Below are 19,552 nucleotides of genomic sequence, written 5' to 3' on the forward strand. Positions count from 1 at the left end.
AGCAGTTTGTGGCCGCAAACACAGATTGATGTCAGACTGGATTTATATTTCGATAATGATCGAAATAGGAATTGACTCTTTTTCCGGGCCGCAGCAAAGTTATTCCATGAACATCGAAATAGCCGCCTCGCAACTTGAATCTTTGGGGAATCCGACGCGCTTGCGTTTGTACCGTGCCTTGGTACGGGCCGGGCTGGGCGGGGTGCCGGTGGGGGGGCTTCAGGAGAAACTGGATATTCCGTCATCGACCCTGTCTCATCATTGCAAACGGCTGATTGCGGCAGGCCTGATGACACAGGAACGACAGGGCACCACCCTGATCTGTCGGGCCAATTATACGGCGATGGATGGGCTGGTCGGGTTTCTGGTTGATGAATGTTGCCTTGATGCCGGATGTGGCGACCGCATTTGTGCATCGAACAACGGCAAGGCAACAGCCTGATCAAAGCATTTTTTTTACGGTTAAATTTCGATAATACTGGAAATATCGAAGGATAAGGAAATGGCAAGTAACAGTGAACTTCCCGTCGCAATCATCGGGGCTGGTCCGGTCGGACTGGCTGCCGCCGCCCAGTGTGCCAGTTATGGCCTATCGGCGGTTATTCTGGAGCGCGGGCCACAGGTGGCGCAATCACTGCGGGCATGGGGACATGTGCGGGTGTTTTCGCCGTGGTCGCTCATCATTGACCGGGCGGCGCGAAAATTATTGGGTACAACCGGCTGGCAGACACCCGATGAAGATGCTTTGCCGACCGGGGCGGAAATTGTGTCGGATTACCTGGAGCCACTGGCCAGCCATCCGGCGATTGCACCGCATATTCGCTATGGCCGGGCCGTGATGGCCGTTACCCGTCATATAGCTGACGGGCCGTTTTCCTTGCGCCATCGGGGTGCCGACGGGGCGGAAAAAAACCTGATGGCGCGGGCGGTGATTGACGCATCGGGTACATGGGATTGTCCGAATCCGATGGGGATTGACGGCAATCTTGTACCGGGCGAGGCGGCACTTTCCGGGAAAATTGCCTATGGCCTGCCCGATGTGGCCGGGATGTTGCGCGGGCAATATGTTAGCAAACATACTCTGGTAATCGGCAGTGGTCATTCGGCGATGAATATTGTGCTGGCTTTGTTGCAAGTCCAGAAAGATGCTCCGGAAACCCGGGTCTCGTGGGGACTACGCCATGATAATTTTGAAAAGCTTCTGGGTGGTGGCCTGAATGACCAGCTTCCGGCGCGCGGTGAACTGGGCCTCGCCGCCAAGCGGGCGATTACCAGCGGAGCCTTGCGCCTGCTGGCTCCACTGGAAGTGTATAAGGTTTCTGCGGCCCCGGATGACCAGTTGCGCCTTGATGTGATGCTAAAGGGCAGGGCGATGGAAATCCTTGCGGACCGGGTTGTGGTTTCAACCGGTTTCCGACCCGATTTGTCCTTGTTGCAAGATTTGCACCTGTCGCTGGACCCGGTGGTCGAAGCTCCGACCAAACTGGCGCCGATGATTGATCCGCGTTTACACAGTTGCGGCACGGTGCCACCGCATGGGGTAGTTGAATTGCAACATCCCGAAACCGGGTTTTTCATTGCCGGGTCAAAATCCTATGGCCGTGCGCCAACCTTTTTGATGGCAACCGGGTATGAGCAGGTGCGCTCCATCGTGGCTGAACTGGCGGGCGATCATCTGGCCGCCCGGCAGGTTCAGCTTGTTCTGCCGGAAACCGGCGTTTGTAAGGGGGCGCAGGATGTGGCAGGCGAAACGGCATCAGAAGGATGTTGTGGTGGCCCGGCCCCAACCGGGGTAGTAGCCTGTTGCGTTGCCGATGCTACGGCAAAGAAGGCGGGCAAGGACGGATGTGGTTGTGATTCGGCACCGGTTGCCAAAACCTGTTGTGGCTGAAAGCCGATAACGCGAAATGACGGCAAGCCGGGAACCGCAAGGAGCCCGGCTTGTATCGTTTGGAACTGCATTTTTCCGATATAGCCCTTGCCGGGGCCGGGAGTTCTGCCTAAATGCGCGGATGTCCGACGATTTGGCTATTTACGTCAACCCCGCAGCAATTATGACCATTTTGCGTCTTTACCCTCATTGTTATTGACAATTTTCCTCCATTCCCATACATGCTGTTAGCACTCGCCTGGGGTGAGTGCTAATACGGGCTCATCCCGGTTAGTTTTAGATTTGAGCCCAAGATTTTTACGGAGTTGTCGAAAATGAAGTTCCGTCCGTTACATGACCGCGTTCTTGTACGTCGCGTCGAATCCAGCCAGAAGACTGCTGGTGGCATTATTATTCCGGACACCGCCAAGGAAAAGCCGCAGGAAGGTGAAGTCATTGCCGTTGGTTCTGGCATCCGCAAGGAAGATGGCTCGCTGGTCGCGCTTGATGTCAAGGCAGGCGACAAGGTCCTGTTTGGCAAATGGTCAGGCACCGAAGTCAAGGTTGACGGCGAAGAGCTGTTGATCATGAAAGAATCCGACATCATGGGCATCACGGAATAAGCAGCCCTTTCGGGTGCTTTGTTCCTGTTCATCCGTCTCGTAGAGAGGAAAGAATATCATGGCTAAAGAAGTAAAGTTTTCCACCGACGCCCGCGCCAAGATGCTGCGCGGCGTTGATATCCTTGCTGATGCCGTCAAGGTAACGCTTGGCCCGAAAGGCCGTAACGTTGTCATCGAAAAATCCTTTGGCGCACCGCGGATCACCAAAGACGGTGTGACGGTTGCCAAGGAAATCGAACTTTCAGACAAGTTTGAAAACATGGGCGCCCAGATGGTGCGTGAAGTTGCCTCGAAAACTGCCGATCTGGCAGGCGACGGCACCACGACCGCAACGGTTCTGGCCCAGGCGATTGTCCGCGAAGGCAACAAGGCCGTTGCAGCGGGCATGAACCCGATGGACCTGAAGCGCGGTATCGATCTGGCAACTGCCAAAGTGATCGAAACCATCAAAAGCCGTGCACGCAAAGTTTCGGACAAATCCGAAATTGCCCAGGTTGGCAACATTTCGGCCAATGGTGATCGCGAAGTTGGCGACATGATTGCCGAAGCCATGGAGCGCGTTGGCAACGAAGGTGTCATCACCGTCGAAGAAGCCAAAGGCCTGAATACCGAACTTGAAGTTGTCGAAGGCATGCAGTTCGACCGCGGCTATCTGTCGCCGTACTTCGTGACCAACCCGGAAAAGATGGTTGTCGAACTCGACAATCCTTACATCCTGTTGTTCGACAAAAAGGTTTCGTCGCTTCAGCCGATGCTGCCGTTGCTCGAAGCTGTCGTCCAGTCGGGCAAGCCGCTTCTGATCATTGCCGAAGACGTTGAAGGCGAAGCCTTGGCAACTCTGGTTGTCAACAAGCTGCGCGGCGGCCTGAAAATTGCTGCTGTCAAGGCACCGGGCTTTGGTGATCGTCGCAAGGCGATGCTCGAAGACATCGCCGTTCTGTCGGGCGGTCAGGTTGTCTCCGAAGATCTTGGCATCAAGCTTGAAAGCGTCACGCTGGATATGCTCGGTACTGCCAAAACGATCATGATCACCAAAGAGGAAACCACCATCATTGATGGTTCTGGTGAAAAATCGCAGATCGAAGCCCGCGTTGGTCAGATCCGTGGTCAGATCGAAGAAACCACCTCTGATTACGACCGTGAAAAACTGCAGGAACGTCTGGCGAAACTCGCTGGCGGTGTTGCGGTGATCAAGGTTGGCGGTGCGACCGAAAGCGAAGTCAAGGAACGCAAGGATCGCGTTGACGACGCCCTGCACGCAACCCGCGCTGCTGTTGAAGAAGGCATCGTTGCTGGTGGCGGTACGGCTCTGCTGTACGCAACCCGTGCGCTTGCAGGTCTGACCGGCGAAAACAACGACCAGACCGTTGGTGTTGAAATCGTGCGTCGCGCCCTTCAGGCACCTTGCCGCCAGATCGCCCAGAATGCGGGCGTTGACGGTGCGGTTGTTGCTGGCAAGTTGCTGGAACAGGACGACATCGAATTTGGTTTTGACGCCCAGAAGGGTGAATACACCAATCTGGTCAAAGCGGGCATCATCGACCCGGCCAAAGTTGTGCGTACCGCACTTCAGGACGCCGCATCGATCGCCGGGCTTTTGATCACCACCGAATGCATGATCGCTGACAAGCCGGAAGAAAAATCCGGTGGCGGCGCGCCTGACATGGGTGGCATGGGCGGTATGGGCGGTATGGGTGGTATGGGCTTCTAAGCCTCACCCGTCCGACATCTTCCAAAAAGAAGGGCCTCGCAGAAATGCGGGGCCCTTTTGGATTTTGAGGATCAGCCGTTTTTGAACAGGGATTTCAAGGCACGCGGCTGGCAGCGCAGATACTGGTTGGCGGCACGAACCTGTGCACCCAGCGTGGCGGCGGCATGCCACGGCCAGCGCGGGTCATACAAAATACCCCGCGCCAGTGCGATGGCATCGGCCTGCCCGGTGAAAACAATTGCTTCGGCCTGTTCTGCCTCGGTAATCAGGCCGACCGCAATGGTGGTCATGCCCGTTTCGCGTTTGATGCGGTCGGCAAACGGCACCTGATAATTGGGGCCCAGCGGAATTTTCTGATCGACATGCAGACCGCCCGACGACACATGGATAAAATCGCAACCGCGCTTTTTCAATTCCTGCGCCAGAACGACACTTTGGTCGATATCCCATCCGCCTTCGACCCAGTCTCTGGCGGAAATTCGCACGCCGACCGGTTTGTTGGCATCAAAGGCGGCACGCACGGCATCAAACACCGCAAGCGTCAAACGCATACGGTTTTCAAGTGATCCGCCATACTCATCGTTACGCCGGTTGGAATGCGGTGACAGGAACTGATGTAACAGATATCCGTGTGCCGCATGAATTTCGATGGCATCCAGACCCAGCCGGTCTGACCGGCGGGCGGCCGTTGCAAAGCCTTCAACAATTTCAGCGATGCGGTGATGGCTGAGGGCTTCGGGGATTGGGTCCCCCTGAATAAACGGTTCGGCGGATGGTGCGACCACCTGCCAACCTTTGCTATCATCAGGGGCAATCGCACGGCCCCCATCCCACGGCACATGGCACGAGGCCTTGCGTCCGGCATGGGCAAGCTGAATGGCGATCGGCATTGGGGATTGGCCACGCACGACCGATAATGTTTTGGCAAGGGCGGCTTCGGTTTCGTCATCCCACAGGCCAACATCGCCATAGGTAATGCGACCTTCGGGTTCAATTGCCGTGGCCTCGATGATCAGCAGGCCCGCGCCAGACAATGCCAGATTGCCCAGATGGATGCTGTGCCAGTCGGTGGTTTTGCCATGATCGGCGGAATATTGGCACATCGGGGCGATAACAATACGATTCTCAAGCGACAATTTGCCTAGCGAGAGGGGCGAGAATAACTGGCTCATTAACGATCCTTGCAGATTGGAGAAGGCCACCCGCAACAGGCAGAGCGACCATACATATGAAAACAAGGTAGTGATAAAGCGGGCGTTGCGCCAGATGTGTTGCAGTGCAAAACCGACAGGATAAAAAATCAGAAAATTTTATCCGGGGTGCTTGCGAAATTTGACCGCCGATCTATCTGTTGGTTTGAAAGATCATGGTGATCTTGAACGCGCAAGGGTTGCAGCCTGGCTGGACCAAAAGCGCAAGAACTGCCTGTCTTATGGAGGGTAATTATGACTGGTCTTCAGACTTTTAATGGTGCATCGCGTCGTCTTGCCGGGGTTCCGGTATATGCGGATCCGTTTGCGATTTTGGGCCGCGATATGAATCGTGTTCTGGGGTCGATTTTGGGGCAGGATGTGGCACCTGAAACCGCCGAAAAATTCCTCAATCCCCGTATTGATGTCCATGAAACAGCCGATTTTATCGAAGTCGCGGCAGAATTGCCCGGTGTCGATGAAAAGGACATTGATGTGTCGGTATTCGAGGGCGTTCTGACCGTCACGGGTGAAAAGAAATCCACCCGCGAAAGTGACGAAGGGGCGCGGATCGTTGAACGGCGTTATGGTAGTTTTAAACGGTCGTTCCGTTTGCCGGAAAATGTCGATGCCGACAATATTGCGGCCAAATTTGACAAGGGGGTTTTGGTTCTGACGCTTCCGAAAATTGCAGAAATCAAACCCGAACCGCGCAAAATTGCCGTTAACGGTTAATCTCGTCGGGCATCACACAGAACAGGAACGGGCGGAAATTTCCGCCCGTTTTTTGTGCTCATAACCTGGTTTGGCTCAAATCCCGTCATGGCATTCCAGTTTCATGTCAAACACACCATCCTGATCGAACCGTTCCAAGGCGGCCAGCCACGGGGTAAGGTCCAATGCCTGTTTTTTGATCCAGTCGGGATTGTAATAGGTATCGCGATACCGTTCCCCGCCATCACATAGCAAGGTAACGACCGATCCGCTGTCGCCTGCCTGTTTCATTTGTGTGATCAGATGCAAGGTGGCAATCAGATTGGTACCGGTTGATCCGCCGCATCGCCGTCCCAGATGTTTTTCCAGATAATGCAGGGCGGCGAAACTGGCGGCATCGGGTACGCGGATCATGTGATCAACCACGCGCGCATTAAAGGAGGGTTCAACCCGCGGGCGGCCAATGCCCTCAACCCGCGATCCACAATTGCCGGTAATCTCGCGGTCGCCGGTGGCAAAGGAATCGTAAAAGACCGAATTTTCGGGATCGGCAACGCACAGACGGCAATCGGATGCCAGATTGCGGCTATAACGGATATAACGGCCAACAGTCGATGACGTACCGCCGGTGCCGGCCCCGACCACCAGCCATTTGGGAACCGGGTGCGCCTCGCGGCTCATCTGCTCGAAAATGCTTTCGGCGATATTGTTGTTGCCGCGCCAGTCGGTGGCGCGTTCGGCATAGGTGAACTGGTCCATATAATGGCCGCCCAGTTCGTCGGCCAGACGGCGGGATTCGGCATAAATCTGATCACCATGATCGACCAGATGACTTTCGCCGCCATAAAAGGCGATCTGGGCAATTTTTTGCGCCGATGTGGTTTTGGGCATTACGGCGATAAAGCGCAATCCCAGCAACCGGGCAAAATAGGCCTCGGACACGGCGGTTGATCCGCTTGATGCCTCGATAATCGGGGTGTCTTTGCCTATCCAGCCATTGCACAAGCCGTATAAAAACAGCGACCGGGCAAGGCGGTGTTTCAGGCTGCCACTGGGATGGGTAGACTCATCTTTCAGATAAAGCCCAATGCCGCCCAACGACGGCAAATCCAGCTTGATCAGATGGGTGTCGGCAGAACGGGTGAAATCCGCCTCGATGCGGGCGATGGCGTCGGCGACCCATAGGCGATCATGTGGCATGGGAAATCCTGATTATATGAAAGATGCGATTAAGGTTGAGGGCAGAAATATCAGGATTTCACCGGCAGGATAAAGCCTAAAATACAGGAATTTGATGGAAATTATCCTGCTAACGATTTTTTCAGTGCCCCTGTGCCAAAATGTGCCATAGTAAGGTTTGATCAATCAGGCGGTCGAGAATGGCAGACGACAAACACGACGATCCTTTTTCAAAACGCCACGGGGCAAGCTCCATTGGTGCGGCATATGACATTCCGGTCCGCGTTTCGACCGTGATTGGCAAAAGTCAGATCAAGGTATCGCAATTGATGCGTCTGACCCGTGGGGCCGTTCTGGAACTGGACCGCAAGGTGGGTGAGCCGGTGGATATTTACGTCAATAACCGGCTGGTGGCGCGCGGTGAACTGGTCGTGGTCGATGACCGGTTGGGCGTGACCATCACCGAAGTGATCAAATCGGGCATGGTTGTCGAAACCCACCATTAATTTCCTGGAATGACAAACCGCCTTTGATTGTGTCGGACCATTTCTGACATGGTTTCGGCCCGAAAACCGGTGCAAGACATCACAGCAGGTTTCCGCGAACGTCCTTGAACAAGGTTTTGGTTCAGACGCGGGAGACAAGGGCATGACAAGCATTCTTGGCGGATTGGTGAACGATTATGCATCGGCCTATCAGGCAAATGTTGGTGCGTTTCGTACAAGTAGCCAGATCAACAGTTTATGTGCAATCGCCACACGGATCAGCGGCATTTGTGATGCTGTGGATAGCGGCAAAACATCGGCCGCCGATGCCGTAACACAGATTTCCGGAGCTCTGATGATCGGTCGGCAAATTGCGGTAAAGCTGTCGGATGAGGATGCCGTCTGGGTTTCCGGTCAGGCGGCGATTGATCAGCCACAATGGAGACAAAAAACAGCAAGTCAGGAACAGCGTGATCAAAAGCTGTTGAGTGATCTGGCCGGGATTGCGGCACAACTGACACCATCAAATAGCGGGGATGCTGGCTATGACCAGCTTGCCGACGGATTTGAACAGGCGTTGAGTGAAGATGCCCAGTTTGCCTGATCGTTTTCTTACAGATCAGAGGCCGGTGGCGATTATTTGCTGCACCGGCCTTTGTCTTTTCAATTCGATCAGAACGGAAAGCTGTTTCAGGCCGGTTTCGCAAGCTGTTTCGTTTTGCCTTGCATCCCTTTATTCGTCCACCAATCCGTGATTTTTTTCACGATGGGCTTGTTGTCGGTTTTGACAAAGTTATTTGTACGAAGTTCCAGATAGGAAAAGGTTCCACCCGTTTCATATCCTGCGCCAGCCCATGCACGGCTGACGCGAATAGCACACAAGACATCGCCCTGATCGACCTTGAGAGTGCAGAGTTCCTTGGCATACAGATTTTGGGCAGCCATTTGTGCCCCGTCGCTGGCGCTGAGTTTGCGGTGGGTGGCAATTTCCTGCTGAATGGTGTGCGTTGGGCACCAGTAACCACGCAGACGAACACCATATATCCAGGTTTCATCGGGTGGTGATGCGATACCGGGAACCAGTGGTGGAAACAATGCACCGATTGATATTGTGCCGGAAAGACAGACGGCTGTGTAATGAGCAATATCCTGCTGGACGGTACGATATATGATTGCAACCGTACTTGGGTTTGTCCCACGGGGACGAAATCCATTGGCAAAAATTGTGTCCGGGGGCCGTGTGTCCCCCCGCCATGCGATCAGGGGTTCCGAACTGGTGTCGGCATTTCTCTTCAGGTCCGGTGGAATCCACATAAAGCGGACTTTCTTTTCCGGCATGAGTTTCCAGAAATCATCGGCAGAATTTGTACAATGTATCTTCTGGGTTGTTCCGGAATTTTCCAGATCAATATTTTCGATCAGAACGGTCGCCCCGTTTATCGTTTCCGTCGCCATCTGTCAGATCCTTTCGTGCTTGTGGCTATACATGACGGACCGGACTGCCTGTTTGTGAGGCGACTGCGCGGGATTGTTGCGGGGGAAGGGGCTTTGTCGGGGCGAAGATTTTGCAAAGTTTGACTTGACGGAGAAAGTTGCAAAAAAGCCATAGGGTGCGAATCATTGAGGATCAGGGATCGTAACGAAACTGATACAATCAATTGACGGAATTTTAGTCATTCATACCACATATTGTGTTTGCAAAGCGGTATGGAGTGGGCATAACAATCGCATAAACGGCATTGGGATGCGGGCGCGAACCCATAAAATCGCGGGTCTGTTGCGGGATTTCCCCTGTTATTGAGGAGTCCGGCAAGGACCAAAGCGAACGGGTCGCCCCCGTCAGAGATCTGATTAAAACATATTGCCGTGCGGCCATCGGGCGCAGGGCAAGTGAGGGGATAACAGCATGAAGATGCTAGATGTTGTGCAGCACGAAAAAGGTGCGCGCGTTATTGTTGACCGTACACGCGACGATTTGCTGACGGATTTTGGCAAGGCGGTTCTGACGGATCGTTATTTGATGCCGGGTGAAAGCTATCAGGATCTGTTTGCCCGCGTGGCATCGTTTTATGGCGATAACGAAGCCCATGCACAGCGTATTTATGACTATATGTCCAAACACTGGTTCATGCCGGCAACGCCGATTCTGTCCAATGGCGGCACCAGCCGAGGTCTGCCGATTTCGTGTTTTCTGAACGAAGCCGATGACAATCTGAACGGTATTGTCGATCTGTGGACGGAAAATGTCTGGTTGGCGGCGCGCGGTGGCGGCATTGGATCTTATTGGGGCAATCTGCGGTCAATTGGTGAAAAGGTCGGCAAGAACGGCAAGACATCGGGCGTTGTGCCGTTCATCCGGGTGATGGACAGCCTGACCCTTGCGATCAGTCAGGGGTCGTTGCGACGTGGGTCGGCGGCGGTGTATCTGCCGGTCAACCATCCCGAGATCGAGGAATTTTCCGAAATGCGCCGCCCGACCGGTGGTGATCCCAATCGCAAAACTCCGAACCTGCATCAGGGGGTGGCTATTTCCGATGCCTTCATGCGGGCGGTGGAAAATGACGAAGAATGGGCGTTGACGTCGCCCAAGGACGGGCATGTGATTCGCAAGATTAGTGCGCGGTCCTTGTGGATACGGCTGTTGACCTCGCGGGTGGAAACCGGCGAGCCCTATATGCTGTTTATCGATACCGTCAACCGGGCGGTGCCGCAGCATCACAAACTGGCCGGGCTGAGTGTGAAGACATCCAATCTGTGTGCCGAAATCACCTTGCCGACCGGGCGGGACCAGCATGGCGGGGATCGCACGGCGGTATGTTGTCTGTCGTCCCTTAATCTGGAACATTACCTGACATGGAAAGATGATCCTCGTTTTATCGAAGACATTCTGCGTTTCCTTGACAATGTGTTGCAGGATTTCATCGATCATGCGCCCGACAGCATGGCCCGCGCCCGCTATTCGGCAATGCGTGAACGGTCTGTCGGGCTGGGCGTGATGGGGTTCCATTCGTTCCTGCAATCGCAGAACGTGCCGCTGGAAGGTGTGATGAGCAAAGTCTGGAACAACCAGATTTTCAGTCATCTGAAAAAACATGCCGATCAGGCATCCGAAGTACTGGCCGAAGAACGCGGAGCCTGCCCCGATGCGCAGGAATATGGCATCAAGGTCCGGTTTTCCAACAAAACAGCGATTGCGCCGACGGCCTCGATTTCGATCATTTGCGGCGGGGCTTCGCCGGGGATCGAACCATCTGCCGCCAATTCCTATACCCACAAAACGTTGTCGGGGTCGTTTAATGTCCGCAATCCCTATCTGGCGGATTTGCTTGAAAGCAAGGGACAGAATAACGAAGAAGTCTGGACCTCGATCACGGTGCATGAAGGATCGGTTCAACATCTTGATTTCCTGTCGCAGGATGAAAAAGATGTCTTCAAGACTGCCTTTGAAATCGATCAGCGCTGGCTGATTGAACTGGCCGGGGATCGGGCACAGATGATTGATCAGGCACAGTCGCTCAATATCTTTCTGGCCTCCAATGTTCACAAGCGCGACCTGCACCAGATCCATTTTCAGGCATGGAAAAAGGGTGTCAAAAGCCTTTATTACTGTCGGTCAAAATCGATCCAGCGCGCCGAAGTGGTCGCCAATTTGTCACCGCGCAAGGCCCTTGATCCGGTGATTGAGGCGATGAAGCCTGAAAGCTCGTTCGAGATTCCGGCCCTTGTCGCCAGTGCGGTCGCCCGCGCATCTGCCGAACAGGTTGAATATGACGAATGCCTCGCCTGCCAGTAAATGAAAGACTGATATTATGGATCTTTTGACCGACAATCCGGTTTACAAACCGTTCCGTTACCCTTGGGCCTATGAGGCGTGGTTAACACAGCAGCAGATCCACTGGCTGCCCGAAGAAGTGCCGCTGGCCGATGATGTCAAGGATTGGGGCAACAGCATCACCGATGCCGAACGTAATCTGCTGACCCAGATTTTCCGGTTCTTCACCCAGTCCGATATCGAGGTGAATAATTGTTACATGCGGCATTATACCCGTGTGTTCAAGCCGACCGAAGTCCAGATGATGCTGGCGGCATTTTCCAACATGGAAACCATCCATGTTGCGGCCTATTCACATCTGCTTGATACCATCGGCATGCCGGAAACCGAATATGAGGCCTTCTTTCAATACAAGGAAATGAAGGATAAATACGATTACATGCAAATCTGGGGCATTGGTCCCGAAGACGAATATACCGGCGAAGACGGGCAGTTGCATCTCACTCCGCGCGGCAAACGCAACATTGCAAAAACACTGGCAGTATTTGGGGCCTTTACCGAAGGGCTGCAATTGTTTGCATCCTTTGCGATGCTGATGAATTTCCCGCGTTTCAACAAGATGAAGGGTATGGGGCAGATCGTCACCTGGTCGGTACGCGATGAAAGCCTGCATTGCGAAAGCATCATCCGCCTCTTCAAAACCTTTGTGCATGAAAATCCCGAAATCTGGGACGATGAAATGCGCAAGGATTTACTGGAAGCCTGTCAGACGATTGTCACCCACGAAGACGCCTTTATCGATCTGGCGTTTGAATCAGGTGCGGTCGAAGGCCTGACACCGGATGATATCAAACGTTATATCCGCTATATCGCGGATCGCCGTCTGACCCAGTTGGGACTGGAAGGGGTATATCACATCGAACACAATCCACTGCCGTGGATGGATGCGATGCTCAATGCGGTGGAACACACCAATTTCTTTGAAAACCGCGCCACCGAATATTCCAAAGCCGCGACACAGGGCAGTTGGGCCGAAGCATTCGACTGATCCGCAACAAAGGCCGCCCGGTATTGCGTGGCGGCCTTTGATCTTTCAGGGCAGGGCGGTTTGCAGGCGGGCTTCGACCCGGTTGATTTCTTCGGGGCGCAGCCGTTTTTCAAGGGTGGCGATGGCGGTTAGCGGATCGGCTTCCAGATCGGCCCCCGGTGGCACTTGCAGGGTATGATCAGCCGACCGCCGCAGCCAGTAATAGGATTCGGCCAGATTGTTTTCCACACCCCAACCCCGTTCATACATCGCACCCAGCATATATTGTGCCGCGGCCATGCCTTTTTCGGCGGCCTGTTTATAATAACGGGCGGCATCGACGTAATTTTGCGTGGCACCGCGCCCGCGAAAATACTGTTCGCCGATCAGAAAGGCAGCATCAAGATTATCGGGATTAATGCGCAGGGCGCGTTTGAAATAATCGGTGGCGCGGAACTGATCAAATGGTAACCCCCAGCCATTGAAATGCATCAGGCCCAGATAATAAAGCGAACTGCCATGATTTGACTGGGCCGCACGGCCAAACCATTCGGCAGCCTGATTGTAATCCTGCGGCCCGGCCTGTCCGCGATAATATAACAGGCCCAGCGCGTATTGGGCGCGCGGGTCGTTGTCATTGGCGGCAACCCGCCATTGCGCCCGCGCCATTTCATAATTTCCGGCCCGGTATGCCTGATAGCCGGCATTGTAATCGGCATGGGCCAAAGACAGGGGCATTGCCGCCATCAAGACGGCAAAAGCAACAACCATCACCCGACGAGGTGTTGGGGACGGCACGGCAGGGGAGAAGCGCATGAGGCTGTCAAAACTCAGTGTTGTTGATAAAAAGGAACGACCTTGCTGGCGCGTTTTTCAATGGCATCCAGAACAGCTTGCAGATGGGGGCTTTGTTTGATTTTTACACCACTTTGCAGGGCCATATATTGCCCGGCTTTTTGATGGCCAGATGCAAATTTGATCACGGAAAAAGCTGGTGTTTCGTGGGTGGATCGGTAAATCGAAAACATCGCCATGCCGTCAAGCTGGTCAATGGCGTAATCCCGCCACGCACCGCTTGCTACCTGCCGGGAATAGATATTCATCAGTTTCTGCAATTCAATCCGGTCGAAATGCACAAAGCTTTTGCCTGTGCGATAATGTGCCAGATTGAGCAAATTACCCATTAATCACTCCGGACCTGATGCCGTTTGACAAGGACGTCTTGTGTGACGTTCCTGTAACACGGTACCTTTCTTTCCCGGTTGCCTCAAGCCCGCAGGCAAAAATTACAGGCTGCGCGACCGGGTCGGCGGCCAGTCAACGGTTTGCGCGCCGGTATTATAAGGATCAGGCGTTTGATAACAGGTCACCGCCGCCAGCGAGCGATAACAATATAACGGCGGTTCGGGAATCGGATCCTGCTTGCAATAGGTCTTGCCGTCGATCTTGCGAATGGTCGAACAATCGCGCCCGGTCGAAAGCGAGACAATGTGATCGACGATGGTTTTATCGGTATTGATGATCGATACAACATCCAGTGCGACATACCATTGCAAGGCGCTGAACATTTCAGAACCGGTAACTTTTTCCGCTGCGCTGTCGAGTTTGTCGCTGGTGCTGCTGCATGCGGCAAGGCTGCCTGCAAACAGGATGGCGGCTATTGATGCGAACCGTCGCGCCCGTTGGGTCCGGGTCATCCTGCTGGATTGATGCGGTCGGTTCATGATCTTCTCCATATTGTACCGGGTCAAATTTGCCCATCGGGGCTTAAGATTCCGTAAGCGATACCGTTTTGAAGAATATCAAAGCAATTTTCATGCCGCTTTGGCGATGGCAAAAGCAGGACTTTTTGGGCGATTTTCACTTGTCACAGGCTGGAAAGTCAGCTTGTGAACGGAACAAACGGCACTCGTTCTCTTGTTGTAACTTTGGGAACCAATTCTTTGATGGCGCTCTTGAAATGTGCTGAATTGTTGTGCGCGTCCCATCCCGCTTCATTCACGTATAATTCATAAATGAAGAATGCATTCGGATCGGTAGGCGAGCGATAGGGCATGAAGAATTTCACGCCTTCTTCTGCCATTGTAGGCTCAATGAGTTGCTCAAGTATGCGGGCAACGGCATCGGCCTCTCCATCCTTTGCAACGATGTTGATAGCCACCACGAATCCAATATTCAGGTTCGCGGCATTTGGAACGCAATACATTGTCATTCGGTCAACTCCGGCTCGTGAGCAGGCGCAGTCCAGCCAAAGCAAAGAAAATTCCAAGAACGCTTTGAATTACTTTACGGGCTTTGCCGAAAAGGCGCACCATTATTGGTGTTGAAAAGGCAACAGCATAAAGCAGGTGGATGATCATCGAAAGGGTAAAGGTACCCAGTACGATAACCGCACCAACCCAAAGTGGCGCATCTTCCTTCAATCCCAAAGAGATGATGGCAATCCATGTAAGTGCCGCTTTTGGGTTGGTCATCTGAATGATGTAGCCACGCCTGAGGTAACCGAACGGCGTTCTGCGGCCACCTGCAAGTTCCTTTGCCTCGATATCATAACTGGATGCTGCGGATTTGAAGGATTTGTAGGCAAGCCACAGAAGATAGATGCCGCCGAAAACCTTGACCATCAGCAAAGCCGAGGCATATGTCGCCAAGATGGCAGACAAGCCAAATACCGTCAGGAGGGCCCAAGTGAATGAGCCAGTAGCCACACCAACTGCCAGAGCCATGCCCGATGATCGACCGACGCCCATCGACGTGCCGATAACTGCCAATATGTTGGGGCCAGGGCTTGCGATTCCCAGCAAGAATGCCGAATATGCGAGCAAGATACCGGGAAGATAGATTGAAACGTCGTGCACTGATTGCCTCCTCAATACAAGTTTGTTCCCAATATGTTCTTTTTTGCGCCTGTTGGCAATTCAAATTGTCAGAGGGGCTTTTCACACAAAGGCCGTTCATCAATGCCCATTTCGTCCGCAAAGTGATAATTCTGTCGCGCGCTTCGGGAATCCTGCGATTCAAATTCTCAAGTTTGCCATATTCGCAGTCCAAACAGCGCATGACGATGGATATGGGGCTTTATTGTGCTGTTTCAGGGTCAAAAGACATGACCGGACTTGACCCCTTGTATGCTGGCGCGTTAAATCCATGCCGTAATTTATTCTGAATGGCGGGCTGTGATGCCCGCTATTCTTTTCATCGGATTGGAGCGGTTTTCGTGGTTGATATTTTCCAGGAAGTCGAAGAAGACCTTCGGCGCGAACGCACCGAGAAGCTGTGGCGCAAATACGGCAAATTCGTTATTGCCGTTGCCGCCGTCGTTGTTCTGGGTGTTGCCGGACGCGAAGGCTGGAAAAGTTATGAAGAAACCAGCCGCATTGAAAATGGCACCCGGTTTGCCAATGCGTTGGAACTGGTGGCCGAGGGGCCGGACCGTCAGGATGCAGCCCTTGCTGCCCTTGATGGCATTATCGCCGATGGCAAGGGGGGCTTTGTCGCCCTGGGTCATTTCCAGAAGGCCGCGGTTTATGTCAATGCCGGTGACCCCGGTCAGGCAGTTACCGAACTGGAAGCCATTGCCGGGAATAGCAGTCTGGACAAGGTTTTCCGCGATCTGGCCGTCGTGCAGATTGCCATGAACAGTGCGGATGCCAGCACGGCTGATGCTCTGATTGCGCGGCTCAAGCCCATCGCAGTGCCGGAAAATGTCTGGTATTACTCGGCCCGTGAAATGATTGCGGTGCTGGAAATTGCCGCCGGGCGGATTGAGGCGGCCAAGCCTCTTTTGACCGAACTGGCCGATGACAGTGCGGCCCCCGCCGGGTTGCGGTCGCGGGCCACCGAAATTCTGCGGGCGATCGAGGCCTGATCAGGGTCGATCACGACGGCAACAAGCACGAAGGATAGGGCGTTGAAACCACACTGTCATAAACATCTTCCGGCCTTGGCGGTTATCATGGGCATGACTGTGGCTCTTTCTGGCTGTTCCAGCTGGTTTGGCGAAGACGAAGCCCCGCCGCTTCCGGGGGAACGTCTGTCGGTGCTGTCGCTGGAAAGCACGTTGCAGCCCGATCCGGAACTTGCCGATCTTGATATTCTGCTGCCCGAACCCGAACCGATGGTGGACTGGCCGCAAAATGGCGGTCTGCCCAGTCATGCCTTGCATCATGTATCCTTTGACAGCGACATCCCGCAACAGGATTGGTCGGTGGGCATTGGTGCCGGGTCGATGGATGACGAAATTTTGCTGTCGCAGGCGATTGTGGCACGCGGGGTGGTGTTCACCATTGATGCCCAAGCTGTCGTGCGGGCTTATAGCGCGCAGAGCGGCAAGGAAATCTGGGAACTCGAAATTGCCCCGGACTATGAATCTGACGGTTCCATTCTTGGTGCCGGTCTGGCCTATGAAAATGGTGTGATTTACGCCACCACCGGCTTTGCCGAAATTGTCGCAATTGACGCACCCAGCGCAACCGTGATGTGGCGGGTGCCGGTTTCCGGGCCGATGCGCGCCGCCCCCACCGTGCGCGGCGGGCGGGTTTTTGCCATTACGGTCGATAACCAGACGATTGCGCTGAATGCCATGACGGGTGAAACCCTATGGACCCATCGTGGTGCCGCCGAAGGCGCATCCTTTATTGGCGGGGCCAGCCCGACAGTTGATCAGGGTGTGGTGATTGCGGCCTATACCACCGGCGAATTATATGCGTTGCGCGTTGAAAACGGGCAGGTGATCTGGTCCGATGCACTGGCTGCTGCCGGGCGGACCGATGCGGTATCGGCGATTGCCGATATTCGCGGCCTGCCGGTGATTGACAATGACCTTGTGATTGCCACGGGCAATTCCGGTCTGACGGTGGCGATTGACCTGCGCACCGGCTTTCGGGTGTGGGAATTGGAGGCCGGCGGTATCCAGTCACCGTGGGTTGCGGGCAATTTTGTTTTCATGTTGTCGAACACAAATGACCTGATTGCCTTGCAGAGAAAGACCGGACGGGTTAAATGGGTGACGCCGTTGCCGCGTACCGATGATGACGAACCTGTGGTTTGGACCGGACCGGTTCTGGCCGGGGACCGTCTGATTGTCGGGAACCAGCAGGGAACGGTGATGGCGGTATCGCCCTATGATGGTAAAATCATTGGCACCGACGAGGTGTCCGGGCCGATCACCCTGCCGCCGTCGATTGCCGGGGATACGTTGTTTTTCCTGACGGCAGATGCGCGGTTGATCGCCTATCGCTAGGACGGCCTGACGTGCCTGACTGAATTTTTTGAAAGGCTTGCCTTTCGTTGTTTGTTGCTGGTGCGCCAGGGAGTTTTCCCTTTGGCGCACAGCGCACTTTTAAAAGAGCCCGCACGTAATATGACCTTGAAAGTCGCCATTATCGGTCGCCCCAATGTCGGGAAATCGACCCTGTTTAACCGTCTGGTCGGCAAGAAGCTTGCCCTTGTCGATGACCAGCCCGGTGTTACCCGCGACCGTCGTTATGGTGCGGCGCGTCTGGGGCATTTGCATTTCAGCGTCATTGACACCGCCGGACTGGAAGAAGCCTTTGACGGGTCGATCGAAGGCATGATGCGTCAGCAAAGCGAACGGGCATTTGAAGAATGCGATGTCGCGCTGTTTGTGATTGATGCCCGCGCCGGTCTGACGCCGTTGGACAATCACTTTGCGGACTGGCTGCGTAAACGTCACAAACCGGTTTATGTCATTGCCAACAAACATGAAGGCAAGGATCAGGACCCGGCGGTGTACGAGGCCTATGGCCTTGGTCTGGGTGATGTTGCGCCGATTTCGGCCGAACATGGCCTTGGCATGGAATTGCTTCTTGATATTCTTTTGCCCCATTGGGAAGAAGACCGCCGTAATAGCCGCCTTGCCCGTCAGGCCATCCGTGCCGCCACCGCCGAAGATGCCGCGGCGACCCTTGATGATGACAGTGATGGGGACGAAGTCGAAGAGGATGATTTTGACGGTATCGCCGAGGACGAAGGCGAAATCCTGATCACCCGCGAAGACGACGGCGAGTTTTCCGAAGACGACGAAGAAGATGAGGAAGACGACGCGCCGCGTGATGCAGGCAAGATTCAGCTGGCGATTGTCGGTCGCCCGAATGTGGGCAAATCGACCCTGCTCAATCAGCTTTTGGGGCAGGACCGGGTGATGACCGGGCCGCAGGCAGGCCTGACCCGCGATGCGATTGCCGTGGATTGGGATTATAAGGGCCGCCCGATTCGTCTGGTTGATACCGCCGGGATGCGCCGCAAGAAAAACATTGATGACCGGGTTGAAAAAATTTCGGTCAGCGATTCTGTGCGGGTGATCCGCTATGCGCAAGTGGTGGTTCTGGTGCTGGATGCGACATCAAGCATCGACAAGCAGGATTTGACGATTGCGCGCATGGTGCTGGAAGAAGGCCGGGCGCTGATCATTGCGGTCAACAAATGGGATGCGGTTGAAGACAAAACCGCCTTTAGCAACCATTTGCGCGACAAGCTCGATACCTCTTTTGCACAGGCGCGTGGTATTCCAGTGGTGACGTTCTCGGCCCTGAATGGCCGGGGCGTGGACCGCCTGATGCCCACCGTGCTGGATATTTATGATATCTGGAGCAAACGCATCCCGACAGCACAGCTCAATCGCTGGCTTGAAGCGATCACCGAACGGCATTTGCCGCCGGTGATTTCCGGGCGACGCATTCGCCTGCGTTATATGACCCAGGCGAAATCGCGCCCGCCAAGTTTCTTTATCAATTCGTCCAAGGCGGCCGAATTGCCCGAAAGCTATCTGCGCTATCTGATCAATGGCCTGCGCGATGATTTTGACATGCCGGGCGTTCCGATCCGCATTTATGTTCGAAGCAGCGAAAACCCCTATGCGGACAAGAAAAAGAAGCGCTGATTTTTGGGCTTTGATTGATGAAAAACGCGCAAACCCATCGGGATTTGCGCGTTTTTTGTGTCGGCTGATAACCGGCGGAC

General features: G+C 54.3%; 20 protein-coding genes. 12 read left to right on the plus strand and 8 right to left on the minus strand.

The features are described from left to right. Positions 1–106 precede the first annotated feature (106 nt). The 4 genes from Q8O73_RS18000 (at position 107) to groL (ending at position 4,204) form a co-directional block, all read left to right on the plus strand. On the plus strand, positions 107–442 hold the full coding sequence (locus Q8O73_RS18000; protein ID WP_305559583.1) for a helix-turn-helix transcriptional regulator: 336 nt from the start codon (positions 107–109) through the stop codon (positions 440–442). 60 nt (positions 443–502) lie between these two features. Next, on the plus strand, positions 503–1,891 hold the full coding sequence (locus Q8O73_RS18005) for an NAD(P)-binding domain-containing protein (protein WP_305559584.1): 1,389 nt from the start codon (positions 503–505) through the stop codon (positions 1,889–1,891). Between the two features lie 314 nt (positions 1,892–2,205). Continuing rightward, positions 2,206–2,493, plus strand: a complete 288-nt coding sequence (gene groES / locus Q8O73_RS18010) for a co-chaperone GroES (protein ID WP_305559585.1) — start codon at positions 2,206–2,208, stop codon at positions 2,491–2,493. A 55-nt stretch (positions 2,494–2,548) separates the two neighbouring features. Then, positions 2,549–4,204 carry a chaperonin GroEL gene (groL, locus tag Q8O73_RS18015; RefSeq protein ID WP_305559777.1) on the plus strand — a complete coding sequence of 552 codons (1,656 nt, stop codon included), beginning with the start codon at positions 2,549–2,551 and terminating at the stop codon, positions 4,202–4,204. 71 nt (positions 4,205–4,275) lie between these two features. On the opposite strand, the gene Q8O73_RS18020 is transcribed toward groL, so the two are convergent. Next, positions 4,276–5,376 carry an NADH:flavin oxidoreductase/NADH oxidase gene (locus Q8O73_RS18020; RefSeq protein ID WP_305559586.1) on the minus strand — a complete coding sequence of 367 codons (1,101 nt, stop codon included), beginning with the start codon at positions 5,374–5,376 and terminating at the stop codon, positions 4,276–4,278. Between the two features lie 273 nt (positions 5,377–5,649). On the opposite strand from Q8O73_RS18020, the gene Q8O73_RS18025 reads away from it, so the two are divergent. Next, positions 5,650–6,129, plus strand: coding sequence for an Hsp20/alpha crystallin family protein (locus Q8O73_RS18025; RefSeq protein WP_305559587.1), 480 nt, complete (start codon positions 5,650–5,652; stop codon positions 6,127–6,129). 75 nt (positions 6,130–6,204) lie between these two features. Here the strand turns inward: Q8O73_RS18025 and Q8O73_RS18030 are convergent, their stop codons facing one another. Beyond that, positions 6,205–7,308 (minus strand): PLP-dependent cysteine synthase family protein, encoded by a 1,104-nt coding sequence (locus tag Q8O73_RS18030; RefSeq protein ID WP_305559588.1) that lies wholly within the window; start codon positions 7,306–7,308, stop codon positions 6,205–6,207. A 179-nt stretch (positions 7,309–7,487) separates the two neighbouring features. Between Q8O73_RS18030 and fliN the strand changes: the two genes are divergently transcribed. Together fliN and Q8O73_RS18040 are read left to right on the plus strand one after the other, a co-directional pair. Next, complete coding sequence (gene fliN, locus Q8O73_RS18035; RefSeq protein ID WP_305559589.1) at positions 7,488–7,793, plus strand: flagellar motor switch protein FliN; 306 nt, start codon at positions 7,488–7,490, stop codon at positions 7,791–7,793. Positions 7,794–7,935: 142 nt separating this feature from the next. Beyond that, positions 7,936–8,376 carry a hypothetical protein gene (locus Q8O73_RS18040; protein ID WP_305559590.1) on the plus strand — a complete coding sequence of 147 codons (441 nt, stop codon included), beginning with the start codon at positions 7,936–7,938 and terminating at the stop codon, positions 8,374–8,376. An 86-nt stretch (positions 8,377–8,462) separates the two neighbouring features. On the opposite strand, the gene Q8O73_RS18045 is transcribed toward Q8O73_RS18040, so the two are convergent. After that, a complete protein-coding gene (locus tag Q8O73_RS18045) occupies positions 8,463–9,227 on the minus strand; it encodes a hypothetical protein (RefSeq protein ID WP_305559591.1) in 765 nt (254 codons plus the stop codon). 457 nt (positions 9,228–9,684) lie between these two features. On the opposite strand from Q8O73_RS18045, the gene Q8O73_RS18050 reads away from it, so the two are divergent. Next, entirely contained in the window at positions 9,685–11,565 is a 1,881-nt protein-coding gene (locus Q8O73_RS18050; RefSeq protein WP_305559778.1) for a ribonucleoside-diphosphate reductase subunit alpha, read from the plus strand. Between the two features lie 16 nt (positions 11,566–11,581). Further along, the gene (locus Q8O73_RS18055; RefSeq protein ID WP_305559592.1) at positions 11,582–12,592 is read left to right on the plus strand and encodes a ribonucleotide-diphosphate reductase subunit beta; all 1,011 of its coding nucleotides are present in this window, start codon (positions 11,582–11,584) and stop codon (positions 12,590–12,592) included. Between the two features lie 45 nt (positions 12,593–12,637). Here the strand turns inward: Q8O73_RS18055 and Q8O73_RS18060 are convergent, their stop codons facing one another. The 5 genes from Q8O73_RS18060 to Q8O73_RS18080 form a co-directional block, all read right to left on the minus strand. Then, a complete protein-coding gene (locus Q8O73_RS18060) occupies positions 12,638–13,387 on the minus strand; it encodes a tetratricopeptide repeat protein (RefSeq protein WP_305559593.1) in 750 nt (249 codons plus the stop codon). Between the two features lie 14 nt (positions 13,388–13,401). Then, positions 13,402–13,755, minus strand: coding sequence for a DUF2794 domain-containing protein (locus Q8O73_RS18065; RefSeq protein WP_305559594.1), 354 nt, complete (start codon positions 13,753–13,755; stop codon positions 13,402–13,404). A gap of 102 nt (positions 13,756–13,857) precedes the next feature. Further along, positions 13,858–14,295, minus strand: a complete 438-nt coding sequence (locus Q8O73_RS18070) for a hypothetical protein (RefSeq protein ID WP_305559595.1) — start codon at positions 14,293–14,295, stop codon at positions 13,858–13,860. Between the two features lie 158 nt (positions 14,296–14,453). Then, positions 14,454–14,783: a putative quinol monooxygenase gene (locus Q8O73_RS18075; RefSeq protein WP_305559596.1), complete on the minus strand. Its 330-nt coding sequence runs from the start codon at positions 14,781–14,783 to the stop codon at positions 14,454–14,456. Between the two features lie 4 nt (positions 14,784–14,787). After that, positions 14,788–15,429, minus strand: coding sequence for a LysE family translocator (locus tag Q8O73_RS18080; protein ID WP_305559597.1), 642 nt, complete (start codon positions 15,427–15,429; stop codon positions 14,788–14,790). A 359-nt stretch (positions 15,430–15,788) separates the two neighbouring features. On the opposite strand from Q8O73_RS18080, the gene Q8O73_RS18085 reads away from it, so the two are divergent. The 3 genes from Q8O73_RS18085 to der all read left to right on the plus strand — a co-directional run bounded on the left by Q8O73_RS18085 (position 15,789) and on the right by der (position 19,472). After that, a complete protein-coding gene (locus tag Q8O73_RS18085) occupies positions 15,789–16,439 on the plus strand; it encodes a tetratricopeptide repeat protein (RefSeq protein WP_305559598.1) in 651 nt (216 codons plus the stop codon). A 93-nt stretch (positions 16,440–16,532) separates the two neighbouring features. Continuing rightward, on the plus strand, positions 16,533–17,813 hold the full coding sequence (locus Q8O73_RS18090) for a PQQ-like beta-propeller repeat protein (RefSeq protein ID WP_305559599.1): 1,281 nt from the start codon (positions 16,533–16,535) through the stop codon (positions 17,811–17,813). Positions 17,814–17,933: 120 nt separating this feature from the next. Next, on the plus strand, positions 17,934–19,472 hold the full coding sequence (der, locus tag Q8O73_RS18095; RefSeq protein ID WP_305559600.1) for a ribosome biogenesis GTPase Der: 1,539 nt from the start codon (positions 17,934–17,936) through the stop codon (positions 19,470–19,472). The last annotated feature ends 80 nt before the right edge of the window (positions 19,473–19,552 follow it).

The sequence above is a fragment of the Thalassospira sp. genome, from assembly GCF_030690045.1.
Lineage (GTDB): Bacteria > Pseudomonadota > Alphaproteobacteria > Rhodospirillales > Thalassospiraceae > Thalassospira.